Origin of the sequence: Bacillus sp. 491mf, assembly GCF_900112415.1 — a bacterium.
GTDB lineage: Bacteria > Bacillota > Bacilli > Bacillales > Bacillaceae_G > Bacillus_A.
In genome coordinates, this window is the sequence record NZ_FOLV01000056.1 from 1 (window position 1) to 18,324 (window position 18,324).

The 18,324-nt window shown below is 35.5% G+C and carries 20 protein-coding genes, 5 pseudogenes and 1 other annotated feature; of the genes and pseudogenes, 23 read left to right on the forward strand and 2 right to left on the reverse strand.

The genetic code is table 11. The features are described from left to right. The 11 genes from BM211_RS23995 to BM211_RS24045 form a co-directional block, all read left to right on the forward strand. The coding region (locus BM211_RS23995) for an RNA-guided endonuclease InsQ/TnpB family protein (RefSeq protein WP_177206992.1) at positions 1-251 on the forward strand (251 nt) is incomplete at its 5' end. Between the two features lie 350 nt (positions 252-601). Further along, positions 602-814 (forward strand) — a binding site (T-box leader). 77 nt (positions 815-891) lie between these two features. Beyond that, positions 892-2,154: a tyrosine--tRNA ligase gene (tyrS, locus tag BM211_RS24000; RefSeq protein ID WP_090999941.1), complete on the forward strand. Its 1,263-nt coding sequence runs from the start codon at positions 892-894 to the stop codon at positions 2,152-2,154. A gap of 409 nt (positions 2,155-2,563) precedes the next feature. After that, on the forward strand, positions 2,564-3,568 hold the full coding sequence (locus BM211_RS24005) for a proline racemase family protein (protein ID WP_090999943.1): 1,005 nt from the start codon (positions 2,564-2,566) through the stop codon (positions 3,566-3,568). 67 nt (positions 3,569-3,635) lie between these two features. Then, positions 3,636-4,613, forward strand: coding sequence for an ornithine cyclodeaminase family protein (locus tag BM211_RS24010; RefSeq protein ID WP_090999944.1), 978 nt, complete (start codon positions 3,636-3,638; stop codon positions 4,611-4,613). Between the two features lie 515 nt (positions 4,614-5,128). After that, on the forward strand, positions 5,129-6,544 hold the full coding sequence (locus BM211_RS24015; RefSeq protein WP_090999946.1) for a M60 family metallopeptidase: 1,416 nt from the start codon (positions 5,129-5,131) through the stop codon (positions 6,542-6,544). Positions 6,545-6,967: 423 nt separating this feature from the next. Further along, positions 6,968-7,348 (forward strand): hypothetical protein, encoded by a 381-nt coding sequence (locus BM211_RS24020; protein ID WP_090999948.1) that lies wholly within the window; start codon positions 6,968-6,970, stop codon positions 7,346-7,348. 53 nt (positions 7,349-7,401) lie between these two features. After that, entirely contained in the window at positions 7,402-7,707 is a 306-nt protein-coding gene (locus BM211_RS24025) for a WXG100 family type VII secretion target (protein WP_090999949.1), read from the forward strand. Between the two features lie 20 nt (positions 7,708-7,727). Next, positions 7,728-8,459, forward strand: coding sequence for a DUF5081 family protein (locus tag BM211_RS24030; RefSeq protein ID WP_090999971.1), 732 nt, complete (start codon positions 7,728-7,730; stop codon positions 8,457-8,459). Continuing rightward, positions 8,459-8,797, forward strand: a complete 339-nt coding sequence (locus tag BM211_RS24035; RefSeq protein ID WP_090999951.1) for a hypothetical protein — start codon at positions 8,459-8,461, stop codon at positions 8,795-8,797. Before BM211_RS24030 ends, BM211_RS24035 begins: the two co-directional genes overlap by 1 nt. 30 nt (positions 8,798-8,827) lie before the next feature. After that, the gene (locus BM211_RS24040; RefSeq protein WP_090999952.1) at positions 8,828-10,642 is read left to right on the forward strand and encodes an HNH endonuclease signature motif containing protein; all 1,815 of its coding nucleotides are present in this window, start codon (positions 8,828-8,830) and stop codon (positions 10,640-10,642) included. A 21-nt stretch (positions 10,643-10,663) separates the two neighbouring features. Then, positions 10,664-11,137, forward strand: coding sequence for an SMI1/KNR4 family protein (locus BM211_RS24045; protein WP_090999954.1), 474 nt, complete (start codon positions 10,664-10,666; stop codon positions 11,135-11,137). Between the two features lie 84 nt (positions 11,138-11,221). Here BM211_RS24045 and BM211_RS24050 read toward each other — a convergent pair. Continuing rightward, positions 11,222-11,497, reverse strand: a pseudogene (locus BM211_RS24050) (transposase); the annotation flags it as partial. Between the two features lie 73 nt (positions 11,498-11,570). Here BM211_RS24050 and BM211_RS24055 point away from each other — a divergent pair. After that, positions 11,571-12,281 carry an HNH endonuclease signature motif containing protein gene (locus BM211_RS24055; protein WP_256217201.1) on the forward strand — a complete coding sequence of 237 codons (711 nt, stop codon included), beginning with the start codon at positions 11,571-11,573 and terminating at the stop codon, positions 12,279-12,281. A 13-nt stretch (positions 12,282-12,294) separates the two neighbouring features. Continuing rightward, entirely contained in the window at positions 12,295-12,765 is a 471-nt protein-coding gene (locus BM211_RS24060) for an SMI1/KNR4 family protein (protein WP_090999958.1), read from the forward strand. A 515-nt stretch (positions 12,766-13,280) separates the two neighbouring features. Here the strand turns inward: BM211_RS24060 and BM211_RS24065 are convergent. Continuing rightward, positions 13,281-13,565: pseudogene (locus tag BM211_RS24065) on the reverse strand (transposase); the annotation flags it as partial. Positions 13,566-13,629: 64 nt separating this feature from the next. Between BM211_RS24065 and BM211_RS24070 the strand changes: the two are divergent. From BM211_RS24070 to BM211_RS24110, 10 genes and pseudogenes are all read left to right on the forward strand, one after another. After that, positions 13,630-14,346 carry a CdiA family toxin C-terminal domain-containing protein gene (locus BM211_RS24070; RefSeq protein WP_177206993.1) on the forward strand — a complete coding sequence of 239 codons (717 nt, stop codon included), beginning with the start codon at positions 13,630-13,632 and terminating at the stop codon, positions 14,344-14,346. A 20-nt stretch (positions 14,347-14,366) separates the two neighbouring features. Continuing rightward, the gene (gene cdiI / locus BM211_RS24075) at positions 14,367-14,750 is read left to right on the forward strand and encodes a ribonuclease toxin immunity protein CdiI (protein ID WP_049664054.1); all 384 of its coding nucleotides are present in this window, start codon (positions 14,367-14,369) and stop codon (positions 14,748-14,750) included. Positions 14,751-15,106: 356 nt separating this feature from the next. After that, positions 15,107-15,229, forward strand: a pseudogene (locus BM211_RS27380) (ADP-ribosyltransferase); the annotation flags it as partial. A gap of 188 nt (positions 15,230-15,417) precedes the next feature. Further along, the gene (locus BM211_RS26885) at positions 15,418-15,714 is read left to right on the forward strand and encodes a deaminase domain-containing protein (protein ID WP_218160826.1); all 297 of its coding nucleotides are present in this window, start codon (positions 15,418-15,420) and stop codon (positions 15,712-15,714) included. Positions 15,715-15,775: 61 nt separating this feature from the next. Next, positions 15,776-16,174 carry a hypothetical protein gene (locus BM211_RS24085; protein WP_035431848.1) on the forward strand — a complete coding sequence of 133 codons (399 nt, stop codon included), beginning with the start codon at positions 15,776-15,778 and terminating at the stop codon, positions 16,172-16,174. Between the two features lie 122 nt (positions 16,175-16,296). Further along, positions 16,297-16,404, forward strand: a complete 108-nt coding sequence (locus BM211_RS24090; RefSeq protein ID WP_256217202.1) for a deaminase domain-containing protein — start codon at positions 16,297-16,299, stop codon at positions 16,402-16,404. Between the two features lie 56 nt (positions 16,405-16,460). Further along, positions 16,461-16,811: an Imm3 family immunity protein gene (locus BM211_RS24095; protein ID WP_051957254.1), complete on the forward strand. Its 351-nt coding sequence runs from the start codon at positions 16,461-16,463 to the stop codon at positions 16,809-16,811. A 407-nt stretch (positions 16,812-17,218) separates the two neighbouring features. Further along, entirely contained in the window at positions 17,219-17,701 is a 483-nt protein-coding gene (locus tag BM211_RS24100; RefSeq protein WP_090999967.1) for an antitoxin YezG family protein, read from the forward strand. Positions 17,702-17,879: 178 nt separating this feature from the next. Further along, positions 17,880-17,999 (forward strand): annotated as a pseudogene (locus tag BM211_RS27660) (SMI1/KNR4 family protein); the annotation flags it as partial. 133 nt (positions 18,000-18,132) lie between these two features. Next, positions 18,133-18,324: pseudogene (locus tag BM211_RS24110) on the forward strand (hypothetical protein); the annotation flags it as partial.

Below are 18,324 nucleotides of genomic sequence, written 5' to 3' on the forward strand. Positions count from 1 at the left end.
TTTCTGATGCGGGGTGGGGAATGTTTCGAAACATGCTTGCTTACAAATGTGAAAATCATGGTGGTGTACTCATTAAGATAGAACCAAAGTATACTTCACAAGACTGTTCTGTTTGTGGGAATCGTGTGAAGAAGTCTCTCTCTATTCGTACTCACATTTGTACAAAATGTGGAACGGTATTGGATAGAGACTATAACGCGAGCCGGAACATCTTACAAAAAGGATTAGAAGAATTGCTTGCTACAAATTAAAACCTATAAACTGTAGGGCAAGGTTATGTCCGAACAGTATAATCTATGCCTGTGGAGACTGTGTAAGACGCAGTGGGTCCCCCCACTACGCAACGGTCTATGAAACAGGAAGCCCCTTCTTCAATCAGACCGTAAGGTGGATAAGGAGGGGTTATTCACACCTCTTATCATCAGGAAACAATGAAAGTGCAGGTGAAAAAATCTCTGGAACGATAAAAGAAAACCCCTGCTGATGGAAGTTTTATTTCATCACTTTTATAGAATAAAGTAATTGTGGACACTTTAAAATATAATTGTACAGAATTGACAGTGAATTTAAATTTCTCTATAATTGGCTATAATTTAATATTTCGAATACGTCGAAGGAGCCCAGTAGCAGTTTGTCACTGTTATTTAGAAAGCTAGGGGTTGATGGAACCTAGCACAAACAAACTTGTGAATTACACTCTGGAGTATCTTAGGTAATGCTAAGCGAAGTAGCAATCGATATTATTGCTAAGAGTGGTACAAATAAGATTATTTGTGCAATTTGGGTGGTAACACGGTTAAAAATCGTCCCTATGTCTAGTGTAGACATAGGGGTTTTTTATGTTGTTACCAAAATGAGGTAAAAACTATATATTAAAGGAGCTGGAAGGATATGAACATCATTGATGAATTGGAATGGCGCGATGCCATCAATCAACAAACAGATGCAGAAGGATTACGTAAACTAGTAGAAGAGAAAAAGATTTCCTTGTACTGTGGTGTAGATCCAACTGGTGACAGTATGCATATTGGACATTTAATTCCATTTATGATGATGAAGCGTTTCCAATTAGCTGGGCACCATCCAGTTATTTTAATTGGAGGAGCAACGGGAACAATCGGCGATCCAAGTGGACGTCAAACAGAAAGACAACTTCAAACATTAGAACAAGTGCAGCAAAATGTTGAAGCGCTAACAGCACAAATGCAAAAGCTATTTGATTTTGGCGGAAATAGCGAAGTGAAAATGGTGAATAACTACGATTGGACGCATCAAGTAAGTATCCTTGAATTTTTACGCGATTACGGTAAGAATTTTAGTATAAATACGATGTTAGCAAAAGATATTGTAGCAAGCCGTTTAGATACAGGGATTTCATTTACAGAATTCACATACCAAATTCTACAAGCGATGGATTTCCATCACTTATACAAAGAAGAAGACGTACAACTGCAAATTGGTGGTAGTGACCAATGGGGAAATATTACGAGTGGTTTAGACTTAATTCGTAAGAAAGAAGGATCAGATGCAAAAGTCTTTGGTTTAACAATTCCATTACTATTAAAATCAGACGGTACGAAATTTGGTAAAACAGCTGGAGGAGCAGTTTGGTTAGATCCAGAAAAAACAACACCATTTGAATTCTACCAGTTCTGGGTGAACACAGATGATCGTGATGTCATGAAATACTTAAAGTTCTTCACATTCTTAACGAAAGATAGAATTGATGAATTAGCAGTTAAAGTTCAAATGGAGCCTCATAAACGTGAAGCGCAAAAAGTATTAGCAGAAGAAATGACGAAGTTTGTTCATGGTGAGAATGCACTTTTACAAGCAGTAAAAATTACAGAAGCACTATTTAGCGGGGATATCAAATCCTTAACTGCGGATGAAATTGAACAAGGCCTTAAAGATATGCCGACTTTCCATGCTGCAAAGGAAACAAAAAATATCGTTGAGTGGTTAGTAGATTTAGGAATTGAACCTTCTAGACGTCAAGCAAGAGAAGATATTAATAATGGAGCTATTTTGATGAACGGGGACAAAGTAACAGATGTAAATACAGATGTTACGGTAGAAAACTCATTCGATGGTAGATTTATCATTATTCGTAAAGGTAAAAAGAATTATAGCTTGGTGAAATTAGGTGAGTAAAGCCCTGTGAATAGAGGCGGAGTAATTATTTTACACGATGTCTGCTATCTATGTAGTATAATGTTTCAAATTCAGGGGAAAATAAACATTTTTTTATCAATTTACGAAAAACAAAAAACATAAAATTATGGTGTACTTATTTTTAGAAGAAACTCAAAACGAATGAACAAGGTATGATGCATATACTTTATTCATTCGTTTTTCTTTTCCTGTAAAAGAAAATATACACGTGTATAAATTTTTGTTATGAAAAGGGTATAAATTTTTTGAAAAAGTGCGAATTCAATTGCCTGATTATTGGTATTATTTCGTTTTTGAAAATCGGCACAATATTTGCTAATAAAATATGAGGACACTTTTCAAATAACAAGCCTCTCATGAGAGAACTTAAATAACGGAGGGACAAGAAATGAATATTAGTAAAACGTACACGACAATTGACGCACATGTGGCGGGGGAGCCGCTTCGTATTATTACAGGAGGAGTACCGCCGATCAAAGGAAAAACGCAGTTAGAAAGACGCGCTTATTGTATGGAACACTTAGATCATCTGCGCGAAGTTTTGATGTATGAGCCGAGAGGACATCACGGTATGTATGGCTGTATCATCACACCGCCAGCAAGTCCGCATGCTGATTTTGGTGTACTGTTTTTGCATAACGAAGGCTGGAGTACAATGTGTGGCCATGGAATTATTGCTGTAATTACAGTAGGAATTGAAACGGGTATGTTCGAGGTGACAGGTGAAGAGCAAAGATTCATTATTGATAGTCCTGCTGGAGAAGTTATCGCGTATGCAAAATATAATGGGAACCAAGTAGAATCCGTGTCATTTGAAAATGTACCATCATTTGTTTACAAGAAAGATGTTCCTGTAAAAATTGATGGCCATGAATTTCAAGTAGACATCGCTTTTGGTGGAGCTTTCTATGCTGTTATCGACAGTAAAGAACTTGGTTTAAAAGTGAACTTTAAAGATTTATCTGCAATTCAAACGTGGGGCGGAAAAATGAAACAGTACATTGAAAGTCAGATGGAAGTGAAACATCCTCTTGAAGAAGGCTTAAAAGGCATATACGGCGTGATTTTCTCCGATGAACCAAACGGAAAAGATGCAACGCTGCGAAATGTAACCATTTTTGCTGATGGACAAGTAGACCGTTCTCCTTGCGGTACGGGTACTTCAGCTAGACTTGCAACTCTTTTTGAACGTGGAGTATTACAAGAAGGTGGAAGTTTCGTCCATGAATGCATTACTGACGGACAATTTGGTGGAGAAATATTGTCATTAACAAAAGTAGGCGAATATGACGCAGTGATCCCAAAAGTAACTGGTCAGGCGTTTATTACAGGATTCCACCAATTTTTAATCGATCCAAGAGATCCATTAAAACAAGGATTTTTATTAGCGTAATACGTGGAGAAGAGTTGTTTTCTAGTTAGGAAACAACTCTTCTTGATATAGGAAAGGACGAGATCATATGTTAGTTATAAATGCAGCTGAACAAAGAAGTTTAGTAGATATGAATGAAGTGATTGAATATGCGGCGATTGCCCTGCAAGAGTTTTCGGCAGAAAGAACGATCACGCCAATTCGCTACTCGTTGCCATTTGCAAATTCGCAAAATACGGCATTAATGATGCCTTCTGTAGCGGAAGAACTTGGTACGCTTGGGTTAAAAGTCGTCACAGTCGCACCGAATAATACGAAAATAGGAAAGAAAACAATTAACGGGGTTGTGATGCTCTCTGATTTTCAAACAGGGGAACCGCTCGCCCTTTTAGAAGGATCGTTTTTAACGATGGTTCGAACAGGTGCTTTATCAGGCGTCGCAACGAAATACTTAGCTCGTCAAAATGCGAAAAACTTATGCATCATCGGAACAGGAGAACAAGCGAAAGGACTTGCTGAAGCGATGCTTACTGTGCGGGACATTGAAAAGATTATGCTTTACAATCGGACAGAACAAAAAGCCGCCGAGTTTGCCGAGTATATAAAGGAGAAATTTAATAAACCTGTTAGCGTATACGCAAGTGCAAATGAAGCAGTGCGCGAGGCTGATATTGTTGTCACAACAACGAACTCTTTAACACCCGTTTTTTCAGACACATTACAACCTGGTGTTCACGTAAATGCTGTCGGTTCATTCAGACCAGCGATGCAAGAACTTCCTTCGCACGTCATTTCATCAGCTAACAAAGTGGTAGTGGAATCAAAAGAAGCAGCATTAGAAGAAACAGGCGATCTGCAAGTTCCGATCCAAGAAGGAGTTTTCAACGAAAGCGATATTCACGCAGAACTTGGCCAAATTATAAGAGGAGACAGAACGGGAAGAGAAAGCGACCAAGAAATTACCGTCTTTAAATCTGTCGGACTCGCTGTTGTTGATATTGTCGTGGCGAAGTATTTTTATGAGAAAGCGATCGCAAACGGCGTGGGGACGAGGGTTGAGTTGTAACCACATACAAAAGAGGCTGTTTTTATGAACAGTCTCTTTTGTGTGTTGAAATTTGTCGGAGGGTCTTTATTTCATGTCGAAGCGCCGATATATTGGTGAAAAGCGCTGATATCGTTTTATTGATTGATAGTGATATACAGGACGTTTACTACAAAAGTAGTAAGAGGTTTATTTTAATAAGATCGAAATATCTTGTGTCGAAACGTCGATATATTCCAAAGAACGGTCGATATCGTATGAGAATGTGAATAAACATGATAGAAGGACTGCCTACGGAGCAGTCCTTTTTGATCGGCGTGACGGAATTTCGCATGTGGTAATCTCTTTAGAAGCAGTATTTTTAAATCATTATATAATATGAAATTATGCATATTTATATATTATGCAATGGCATGTAGGTATAATTTTTACGTGTATGAAATAAGAGAGAAGGAATAAGTAAGTTTAAGAAGTTACTATAGTTATTGTCTTAGTGAGAAAATCGGCGTTTTGTATAAACGTTAGAACGGATTGGAATGAAAGGATTGATTTATTTGAATAGGAAAAATAACCGTAAATCACAAAAACCAATGAAAGTATTTATGGCATCTGCTGTTATGACAACGGCATTATTTACATCTATGACTGTAAATAGTTTGAACATTCATGCTGAAACTACGCAAACTCAGGCGCAATATGAGGCGAAGACGTTTGAACTTCCAAGTACAGGACATTATATGGGTGAAGCAGCAAGAGAAAGAAGAAGTGAGCAACGAAACTATGTGCCAACAGGAATCTATGTAAAACCGAATGAACAAGTCACAATTGAAGTATTGGGACTATCAGGATTTGACAAACTTGGAGCAACGATTGGGACAAATGAATATGATAAAGAAGGGGGAAAAACATTTCGTCTTTCTTCTGGTTCTAACACTATTTCCTCTCCAAACGGTGGTTTATTAGGATTTGATAACTGTGAAGGGAAAGGAACAGTTAAGGTGAAAGTAACACAAGGCGGGAGCCCTGTTCCATTCTTTGAATTAGGGAAGCATACGAAAGCAGACTGGATTGCGATGATGGACAAGTATCCAGATGCACATGCTGTTCAATTAAAGTCAAAGAAAGCAGTACTTACTGTTACTCGTGATAGTGCCAAGAAATATATTGTGGATCAAGATCCTGTTCCGCTATTAAAAAAATATGATGAAATGATTGTAGCGCAAGATAAAATATCGGGACTATCTGAAACAAGTTCTAATCCGTTACATCGTTCAACTCGCCGCCTTTGGGCTTTTACTGAAAATCCTAATAAATCAGATTGGGGCATGTATGCAAGTCGGGATGGAATGATGTTTACTACTGCTGGTAATGCAATTGAAAGTGCTTTAAATGTAAATGAATTCGGCTGGGGACAAATGCATGAAGCAGGACACACAAGGCAACAATACCCTTGGATGTGGAATGACCTTAGAGGAATGACTGAAGTCACTGTTAATATATATTCTTTAGCTGTACAAAAACAATTATTCCCGAATCAACCAACACGTTTAGAAAAAGAGGGAGATTACGACAGAGCCTTTGCATACTTAAAACAAACAGATAAAGAGTATAAAAATATCGATGACTTGTTTGTGAAACTTGTTATGCTTTGGCAACTTCATTTAGCATATGGGGATGATTTTTACCCGAACCTTCACAAACTATATCGAGAGTTACCAAAAGATAAACTTCCAGAAACGGATGAAGATAAAATACAAGCATTTATTTACAATACATCAAAAGTGGCGAGACAAAATGTACTTCCATTTTTTGATCAATGGGGACTGAAAGCATCACCAGAAACGAGAAAAAAAGTAGAAGCTTTAAACTATCCAACATTAACTGCCCCTATATGGGAAGCGACGGATGCGAAACCTGTTAAACCAACAGCCGCGTATGGTCAAAGAAAATAATGAAAGCAAGTGCGTAATCCAGCTAGTAATGTAATCGATGATAAGCGAACGATTACATTACTAGCATGTCTCTTAAGGTAAGGTTGGTCAGAAAAGAGGCTGCTGAAATCAAAAAGAAGATAACTTCCTATTTATATAGTAGGGAGTTATCTTCTTTTTTATGGACTTATAAAAAGGTATCATCTGGAACATGGAAAAGGAATGGAGGGAATGAATTTGCAACATTCGAATCTGTTTCTGCAAAATAGGCAGTAAGGTTCTTACTAATAGGAAAGTATGTAGCTTGTTTTCGTAAAAAATGGTAAATGCATAAGCGGTTTGATAAAATGACGGTACGACCATTTTTAGAATAAAAAATGGAATTGTGGTTAAAAAAATACAAATCTAGCATGTTGGATAAATAAAGAATGAGGAGGTTTAGAGATGCCAGAAACTCTTGCGGATAAAATTGGTAACTTTTTTCACATTGGTTATACAGAAAATGAACGAAAACGTGATCAATATGACAAGTTGCATGACTATTTAAAATCTAAGGAAAGCGAAGTAAGGAATAAGATTGAGAAAGCAGAGTCGGCAAAGAGAGCCTATGAATCAAAAAGCCATAATTTGCCGCTTGGGAAAATTCCAGCTCGAGAGTTTGAGGATAAACGTCGGGAAAAAGATGATAAGTTATCAAGTCTCATGACTCAGTTTCATAGCTCTTTAGATAGCATTACCCATGCTAAAAATACAGCATACCAAAAGTACTTAGAGTACAAGGCGAAAGCAGAGGCAGAAGATCAAGCAGCTGCGGCAGGGAAGTAATAAATGCAAACTATGAATTCACACTGCATTTTAATAGAAATGGAGGTTTAAACATGAGTGGGAAAGAAATTGAAATTTCTGGTGACGGAGTAGTAAATGCAATTTCCTATGCACAGCAAATTGAAAATGGTGTAAAACAAGCACTCCAGCAAGCAAAAGACTTACAAGCAACTGTGACAGGTTCTCATTGGAAAGGTGAGACGCGAGATGCATTTTTATGTTATTTGGAGTTACTCATTAAGTTAAACACAGATATAGCACATGAACTTGAATATCATACAAAAGTGTTGAAAGAACTTGATACGCATATACATACATTCTCTGACACAAATGAAGTGCGAATGATTAAAGGACTGTAATAGAAACGAGGGATCAAATGATGCAAAATCATATAGAAAGCTTCACTCCTTCTGAATTATATGTATTAGCTGGTGCAGCTGGAATTACCTATTTATTTGGTTTACCAGAACGTGAAAAACTCATAATGGGTGATGCCGATTGTGTAACGAAAGCAACCGAAATCTTAAGAGGAAAAGGGCTCATTACGGAAAATGGCGGTCTGACAATGGCTGCATTTCAACTTATTGAATTACTAAAAGCATATCAAGAAAGTCAGGAATATACGCGATTCAATAACTTGCTTGTAGGGTTTTTACCAAAGGACAAAGACCGCGTAGCTGTACTAACGGAAATCAAGCAGGGTGAGGAATATGAATTCCATTACATGCCAAAGTGGGATGTATATGTATCATTATTAGAGAGAATTTCATTCTTAATGCGAGAACCAAGAGAGAAAGATACTACGTTTTTAACAAGTAAGATGACGCAGGAAGAACAGGAAACATTTGAAGAAATGGATTTGTCACAAAAAGAACTATTAGCAATAGAAACTTTTCGCAGACCCGATACAAGAAATACATTAGAACAAGGGAAATGGGATTGTTTCTTATACTTCACAGAGGGAGACGATTATATCCAAATTGATGTAGATCGGAAACGATATGAGTGGATTAGTCTATATGCTTTAAATAAGAAGGTATATGATGTGTTAAAAATGCCATATAAGAAGTCGATTGATCCAAAAAGTTTTTCATTAGGAGGAATAAACTAATGCAAGCACAAATGACGGATGGCGGTTCAGGAGGATCTAATGGCGGTTCACAAGTTTTAGTCAATTTCGCCGAAATGGTTGATATTGCAACGCGCCTGCAAAATATTTACAACCTCTATTCTGATGTCGTAGCAAAAAACATTGATAATCTAGCAAACTGTGATTTTTATCGACAAGGTGAAGCAACAAAAGCCGTTAAGCAATACAAAGATATATTAGGAAAAACGATGGAACTGGCAGACAACTATCAAATAGCAGCACTTGCCGTGAATTATACATTAGAAGAAATGATAAAAAAGGATGAAGAATTGCAAAGAATCCTAAGTGCTAGCAGCTAATCCATATACGGAAATGGGGGATGTGAAGAAATGGATGTGCATTATAAGCCAGATGATTGGCAAAACATGAAAACAGGAATAGACCAAATCACAAAAGAGGCACTAACGGAATTAAATCAAGCTAATAACCTTCTAGAAAGTATAGAAGCAAAAATACATTCTCTAGACGCTGATCGAAGTATTCACTTTCAACATAGCAGTCAACTAGACGAAATTAATAAATTACTTGATGCCTATACGACACTAGGAAACTACTGCACAAGAGTAGGTCAAGTAGTATCCAGACACATCGACGAACCCTTCTACAAAGACATGGACAAATTTGCGGGGAAAATGAGAGATCTCTCCATTCAAAACTACTCTACGAAAAATCGAATTGGCTCTACTACTACTACTACTACGATGCCAAATGCACACGGTTACGGTGTGGCACAAACGATTACGACGAAAAAAGATAAAATAACAGTGGATGATATTTTCAAAGACTCCGTAGCATTTGATAAAGTTCTCCATGCGCAGTACAAAGAAATAAAAGCACAAAATCCAGATGCAAAACTAGATTACGCCGAATACCGAAAACTTGTCCCATCCATGCGTGGATTCGAATATAAAACGATAGAGGACCAACAAAAAAAGCTGGAAACAGTGCGTGATTTCGCAATAGGAGCAGGACTCTTCGTTTTATCCATCGCCTGCCCGCCAGTCGGAATCACAGCTTCCGTTTTATATGGAGGCATGCAGCTTAAGAGTGCACGTGATGGAGAAGACTGGTTAACCGGCAGAAAGCTAAGCAATTCAGAACGAATAGAGAACGGAATATTTGGAGCGCTCGATGCTATTCCGGTTCTTGGAACAGCGATGAAAGCGTTAAAAGGATTCAAAGGAACGATAGAGCTAGGCTCCCTTGCAAAGCTAACAAAATTGAAAGATGGAGTACCTAATTTTAACCCGAATTTGGGGAAAAATATGGTACAATCGTTGCATGATAGTAAAAATACATGGCTGCGGAACTTGAAAATAAAAGGTTGGGAAGCAGCAGATATACTAAACGCCGGGCATTATAAGGTAAAAGATGACGCTGCTCAGATCATAGATGGTGTAACAGGTGCCGCTGTTAAGGTGGTAGATGGTGTAGCAGGTGGAATTAATGTGGCGAGAAGGGCATTATTTGGTAAATCCCTAGATAATTCCTTAGCCTACGCTCACGCTGCTGATGATGCCGCCGGTGGGGCCAACACAGTTCTTCGTGGAACGGACTTGAGAGGTTCAGTGAAAGCGACTTTTGAAAATAGGAAAGAGTCTATTCAGAGTCGGATTTCGAAGTTGGAAGAGAGTGGTGTTGGTAAGGGGCATTTAAAAAATATCGATGAGTTCATATCAGGTAATAAGACGTTTAATGAAGTATTAGATGATTATGCCATTGCATATGCAGAGAAAGTTAATTCAAATGTTCCGTGGAAATGGAGAAATATACCAGGTGGGGACGGGCTATCACAAAAACAACTAAAGTTGATTAGAGAACGAGCGAAAGAACTAGGGAAAATACCTGATGTTCCTATGAAACCTGGAACAAAATATCCAGATTTTGAAAAAGCTGATTTAATTATAAAGATTGATGGGGAGCCTGTCATTATACAGTTGCCAAAGGAATATTGGAAGAAGTCAGATCCTGACCAATTCGGATGGCTTGATTCGCAACTACCGGGAGGAAAACGTCCACCAGGGACAACATGGCATCATTCTGAAGTTGACGGTAGAATGGAATTAGTACCTTTTGGGATTCATAACTCGGTGTATCACTCAGGAGGAAGGGCTCCTGGGGGATGGGCACACGGAAAAAGATAAAAAATTAGGAGTGAAAAACAAATGAAAGTGGATGTTAATACTATTGTTTCGCCTTTGCCAAGTGATGCATTATTGAACGTGGTAGAGAAAAGCTTGAGGGTTTCCTTTCCTGAACCGTATAGAGAATTTATAAAAAAAAATAATGGGGCTGTGCCAATTACTAACGTTTTTAGTCACAATCAACATCAGTATATTATTGAACGATTTCTGTGTATTCTTGAAGAAAGCGAATCAGATGAAATAAATGGATGGTATGATATTGAAGTTACAATCACGCAGATTGGTGAAAGATTAACTGATAATGAAGACTTAATAGGGATGAATGTTGTTCCGATTGCTGCACTATTTGCTGGAGATTTTGTTTGTTTAGATTTTAGAGAAACAGAAGACCCATCTGTAGTTGTTTGGTACCACGAAGAGTCTGGTGAATTTTCGCCTGTAACCAAAACGGTTGCCCGAAATATCTCTGAATTTTTCGGGATGTTAGAAGAGTAGATTATTCTTTAATACCCATGAGCAAGTTGGGTTTAGGAGTCTCAACTAAGGGCTGAAGTGAACCCAAAAAATTAGACAAATATTTTAAGCAGCTAATGAGGAATGCGTTCTGTATTGTACAGGGCTCATTCCTTTTAATTTTGTTTTAATTCGGTCATTATTGTGGTAGTGAATATATTTTTCTAATTCTAATGTAAAGTGTTCCATACTTTCGAACTCTTGTAAGTAAAGTAGTTCAGACTTTAATAAGCCAAAGAAATTTTCGATGACTGCGGTATCTAAACACTTCCCTTTACGAGACATACTTTGTGTAATTCCTTTTTCTTTCAATACATTTTGGTATTGCTTCATTTGATAGTGTCACCCCTGCCGCAATGTTCCGATGTTTTTAAAATGGATCAAGCTGATAAATGGTGTAGCAGGTGGAATTAATGTGGCATCAAAGAAATTATTTGGTAAGTCCCTAGATAATTCCTTAGCACACGCTTTCGCTGCTGCTGCCGCTAGTGCGACCAAAACAGTTCTTAGTGGAACGGATTTGAGAGGTTCAGTGAAAGCGACTTTTGAAAATAGGAAAGAGGCTATTCATAGTCGGATTTCGAAGTTGGAAGAGAGTGGTGTTAGGGGTACGGGTAAGGCTAGTAATGACACTAGAGAATTATATTTAGAAAATATTAATGAATTTGTTTCAGGTAATAAAAAGTTTGAGGATGTTATTGATGATTACGCCAAATTGTATGCTGAAAAAATTGAATCCAATGCAGTATGGAGTTGGGCAGAAGACATTGTTGGTGGAAATGGATTAAACTACAAACAGAGAAAAGAAATTAGATTACAGGCTATGGAGAAAGGGTTAATACCAGATGTTCCATTTAAAGAAGGAACAAGATACCCTGATTTTTCTAAAGTTGATGGATTAATAGAAAAAGTTGAATACCTACCAGAGAGGCTATGGGGGGCAAAAGATCCGAAGCAGTTTGAATGGCTAGATAGTAGAATTGAAGGTGGAAGGCCTAAGGGAATGACATGGCATCATTCTGAAATTGATGGAAGAATGGAGTTAGTTCCATTTGGTATTCATAATATTATTAACCATAAAGGTGGACGGAGTCCTGGGCATTGGGCATATATAGGTAAGAGATAGGGAGGAATTAATAATGAAAATAGATGAAAAAACTAGTGTTAAGCCTTTTCCAAGTGATGAAAGAATTACTTGGTTTGAACAATCGTATAAAATTAAATTGCCGCATCCATATATTGATTTTTTAAAAAGGTTTAACGGAGCTACACCTATTACTAATGTATTGAAAATTGATAGGCAGGAATATGTGATAGAAAGGTTTTTATGTTTATTGGACAATCCTAAAGAACATCCAATAGAAGGATGGTATGACCTAACATCGGTTTTAACTCAATTAGATGGTAGGCTTATTGATGATGAAGAGTTGATTGGAATGAATATTATACCAATAGCTGCTATGTTTGCTGGTGATTTTATTTGTTTAGATTTTAGAAATAGTGAGAATCCTAAAATTGTTATCTGGGATCATGAAGAATCTGAGGAATTAGAGCCAGCAACGACAGTAATCGCGAATAGTTTTGAAGAATTTTTGACTATGCTATCATGATAATTAAGTAGAATGAGTTATACTTAATTTATAAGTATTGTGATAACACTTAACTCGATTTATATTTTATACATGTGAATGATAAAGTTCGTAACGACTAACGTAAATACACATAAGCACATATAGAGACGAAAAACAAAGTATATGTAAAGTTAAAGTGGACAGAAAAAGAAATAGGAATTTTGAGATTGAGAGCCCATGCTGGTTATGCTAGTATAATGTATTTATTAAAAGGGTATAAAAATAGAAGACACACGAGATTAGGTGAGATGACATTTTACCTTATGACGAGTACAAAAGGCATATAAAGTATAATAAACTAATGAATAAACACAAACTCATACGTTTTAAAGGGAGTATTTGTTGTGATAAGCAAAAAGTATCATACTGTTTTTACGAGGTAATAAGAAGTAGAAACTTAGAACAAACTATGAAAAACTAGCAAATACATGAACTTAAAGCACTTGATTGTCAATTAAAGACATGAAGTGAAACCAAAAAGTTAGACAAATATTTTAAGCAGCTAATGAGGAATGCGTTCTGTATTGTACAGGGCTCATTCCTTTTAATTTTGTTTTAATTCGGTCATGATTGTAGTAGTGAATATATTTTTCTAATTCTAATGTAAAATGTTCCATACTTTCGAACTCTTGTAAGTAAAGTAGTTCAGACTTTAATAAGCTAAAGAAATTTTCGATGCCTACGTTATCTAAACAATTCCCCTTACGAGACATACTTTGTGTAATTTCTTTTTCTTTCAATACATTTTGGTATTGCTTCATTTGATAGTGCCACCCCTGCCACAATGTTCCGATGTTTTTAAAATGGATCAAGGTGATAGATGGTGTAGCAGGTGGAATTAATGTGGCGAAAAAAGAATTATTTGGGAAATCCTCAGATAATTCCTTAGCCTACGCTTACGCTACTGATGGGACCAAAACAGTTCTTCGCGGAACGGACTTGAGAGGTTCAGTGAAAGCGACTTTTGAAAATAGGAAAGAGGCTATTCATAGTCGGATTTCGAAGTTGGAAGAGAGTGGTGTTAAGGGTACGGTAAAAGATGTTACTTTTAAAAAGGGTTATGATACACATTTAACCGAAGTGGAGGGTTTTAAAGCAAAACCGAATATTGGAATAAAGGGTGGTCACAATCTTGAGAACTTTGAACAATTTATTTTAGATAACTTTGGTAATCAAGTTAAGGATATTAATCAAGCTGTTACTAAAACGTCTCATCCTGATATTTCAGGAATTTATGAGGTAAAATATAAGCTTCCTGTTTATGATGGATTGAGTAAAGAAAATGGTGGAAAAGGTAACTTTACTGGACAGTGGAAAGAGTATAAGAATCCTAAGACAGTATATGACCCAAAGGTTTTTTCTGATGAACAGATATTAAAGTTGGATAGGGAAGCAATGGAAGAAGGTATTAGTAATAATAGGATAATTCAAGGTGGAGATAGGTCACCAAGTGATATGGTAGAAGGGTATGTCAATGTAAATGGGAAACAATTGAAATTTGTGGGCTTTAAAGACAAAAATACAGGTGAGATTTCGAATTTCTTCCCAGTTCTAGATTAAATGTTAAAGGAGTGTTTGTTATGAGTGAGGAAGTTTTTATTATTGAAGAATTTTCAGAAAAAGTTGAGTTGATGCGTCTATATTACAAAATAATAGGTGATGGGAAGTTTATGGAAGCGATTGAAAATTTCAAAAACAAACAAGGTTTTGGGATTGATCCAGTATGTTGTATTTTTGCAAATGAATATCAGCCAGGAGAAGAGGGATATTTTGGTGAAACTGGTGTTAACTTCAGTATACAACCTCCTATGGCTGAAGTTGAGGAAAATGCTATTGTAGATGAAAATGTATTTTTTCAATATTTAACAGAGGCTGGGGAAGACTATTTAACAAGACGACCTCAAGATCGAACAAGAGTGGAAGTTTCCTTAAAAGAACTAAAAGAAATTTTAAATTTATCATAATTTAAGATGGAGAAGAAATAGATATTTCAAGACACATTTACCAGATTTTAGATTAATCAAAAGTACTAGTATATATGTGAGAAGAAGTATTATTTGGGTTAATTGGGTTAAATGTTAAATTTGGAGTAGGAATAAAATTATTTTTTGAATATTTAACTATCACCTTGATAGGCTAACTACCTTTCAAGGTTTTTTTATGATTTAACAATTTTATAGTTAAAAACAATCTCATATTTTGAATCAAAAACTCACGATGACTTGTAAACTGACAAAATTGGTTGCAGCGAAAAGAGATAAAACTATTGCATTTACTAACATATTTATATTTGCATACGAGAATGATAATGCTAGTAGTGAAAAAGTTAAAAAATGCACTAAATACAGTGAAAAATACGCCAATTCCAGTAGGAGTTAAATGGGCAGATACCGGAATAGGAGTAAAACTTCCTTATGTAGAATTTTCAACTGTTGGAGATGTGAAAAAAGCTTTGGTGCGGGTGGTAGTGGGGCTAGTAAATTTGATGAACTTTATGAGAGAGCTCAAAATATTAGAAATGATATTCAGAAACAAATTGATGAAATAAGGAATTTTGATGAATATAAGAACCTTTCAAATACTCAAAAGAATAAACTTGATAGAAAGTTAGATTCGTTAACATATGGTAATGTGGCAGTGGCAGATTTACATATTCCTGGTGTAAAAACTAATTATCAAGCGCATAGTCAGGTTCATTCTGCTGATAGCTTTGGTGATAGTTTCGGAGATTTTACACATTCCAAAGATACTAAATCACTTGAATCGTATGTAGATGACAAATTTCCTCGATATAATGATACTGAAGCAAAGATTCTTGAAGATATAGCTTCACAAATAAAAGATCCAAATATTATAGGGGAAATACATCTATTTTCAGATTTTGACGTATGTCAAAGCTGTACAAATTTAATTCTTGAATTCAGGTAAAAATTCCCAAATATTAAGTTGGATATTTATACAAATAGCATGAAATAAAGGAGTTGCTAGTATGATAAATAGTTATGAAAGAATAAAAAACTCAGTGGCATATGGATTTGAAGAGTATATTGATGAGGAAGGTTTAACTGTTGCACAAGCTTCAGCAAAAATTTTAGAAGAAGAAGCGAGACGTTTGAATTATAGTCCATTTACTAAATCTTTATATTTTGTATCCATTGCATTAGAGGGTCTTAAGTCGAAACAAATTGCCGATTTTATTTTCAATAGGCTGGAAGGATACTTTAATATTGAAGATTTTGAAGATAGCAGGGATCAAAAAGATATAGATCAGCTTTGCAGTGATATAGAATTGTGCAAAGAAATGTTAAAAAAAGGAGGTTATGAAATAATAGAAACAGAAAATACAGGCAGGATTGAATACATTTTGAGTTTACCATCTGATTTTTAAACAAAAAATCGAATTGACTAATAAGGATGTGTAACAATTTTCGTGTTTTCTTGAGGGTGTAAGATGGACTGTGTAAGTTACAGATATGTAGCGGACACAGTCTATTTTTATTAGGTGATAATGTGAATGTCCAAGGAAGGATTAAACTGTTTACTGAAAAAGATACATGCTCAAGTTGTAATGGAGTTATAAATCAATTTAAAATAAAGTACCCCAAAATAGAAATCTAAGTGGTTCACAATAATGGTAATATGATATCACCATAAACAATAGGAGGGAATTATCAATGGCATTAACATATGAAGAAATATTTGAGTATTTTAATGAAACGTATAATGATTTTAAAGAAGATGAAAAGATGGATAGTGAAGAAGCGATAGAAAGAACTTTCGGAGAATATGAGACAGTTTTAAACCAATCAGAATCCAAAAAGGCAATTGTCTATACTGCTTACGGAGAACTTCTAATATCATTGCCAAAGATCTATAGAAATTCAAAGAATAACTTAGTCGAAACACTCAAGCATCTAAACTCAGATTTAATTCAACAAGAGTTAACTCGCGACCAATATGTAGGATTATTTTCTCGAATCGGGAAAATTTTACATGAAATTGAAGAGAAACGTCTATATGATTAATAGTCTTATGACACGAAACAGAACAGGTTAAACAAAAAAACAGTCATATAATGGGCGTGTAAAATATACTGCATAAGCTTCGTTTCTTAAACTTTACACAGTATATTTTACACCTTAAAACTAAGATAAAAACCATATTGTTCTCAAGGAGGAAGAGTCTGCATTTCATCAAATGTTATTGCAGGCTTTTATTGTTTTATAAACTTAATCCTCAAAATCATTGGGGTTGTCAGGGATGGTTTCTATAATTTTCCCCTCATCATTAAATACCCATTTTTCCCCTTCTTCTATCGTATAAGGATTCGGATATTTATTTTCTATAATTGTTTCATGATATATAGAATATAAAATATAAGGAATGAAGACTAAATTTATAGAAATACTAAATCAAGTAGGAGGTTAGTAAAATGGAAACAAAGAAGATGGGAGTTATTTATGGAGAAATTGCTAATAAATTAAATGAAATAATACCAGATGAATGGAGTAAAATATATTTATATGGGGAAGTTTTGGAGGATTCTAGAGAAGTATATTTCTATTTTGATTCTGTGACTAGCAGCCATATAGTGTATGGACATGATATTCCTAAGACTTACAATGTTGATAAAAAAATATATCGTCAATTATTAAGAGAATTAACGAAGTTAGTTGTTGATTTGCATGTGGAATATAAAGAAAATAATGATAAGCAATGGACCAATCTTACTTTTTTATTAGACAGCAGTGGAAAATTTAATATTAAATTTAATTATGATGATATATTAAAATCTCCATTTTTATCAGGAGAAAGACAAATAATATGGGAGTATGAAGTTCTAGGTATTGAACCTACTGATGAAAGTCATAAGGAAATGATAGATAGATACTTGAATAGTAAAGATGATGAGTAGAGGATATATAAATTAACTACAAAATTGTTTTTATAAAGATCCTAAAAATAATGTAGACGATATTTTAAATGATTTTTCTTATAGTGAACTAATTATCCCAAAAATAAAAGAGTTAATAAATGGTGATAATTTAGCATATAGTATTAATTCTGTTATTGTACTCTATGATTTTGAATACAAAGAAGCGCTAATGGAAATTGAAGGCATTGCAGCAGAAGAAGCAGAGGAAGTAGCAAGAGAAAATGTATTTTATGTAGCAAGTAACTTCACTGAGTTTTTAAACAAATTACATGATTAATAGATAGTAAAAATAAAAGGGCTGTTCCATAAGTTGGTTTTACTCGCTTATGGAACAGCCCCTTTTGTTTTAGTATAAAAATAGTTTCGATAAAACATTCAAGTAGGTAAAATAATAATTAGATTATTTCAAATTGGCTCGATTAAAAACAGGGAAATCCAGAAATGAAAAAATGTATCAGCTTGGCAGAAAAATGGCCCAAGGTATGGATAATACACTTGCTTTCTTCAAGGGTCCTAAACCAGCTGGAGACAGTGTATTGATAGGGAAACAAGGCGGTCCAGGAAAGGTTACCGAGTGGGTCAATACGCACCATGCAGAGAGT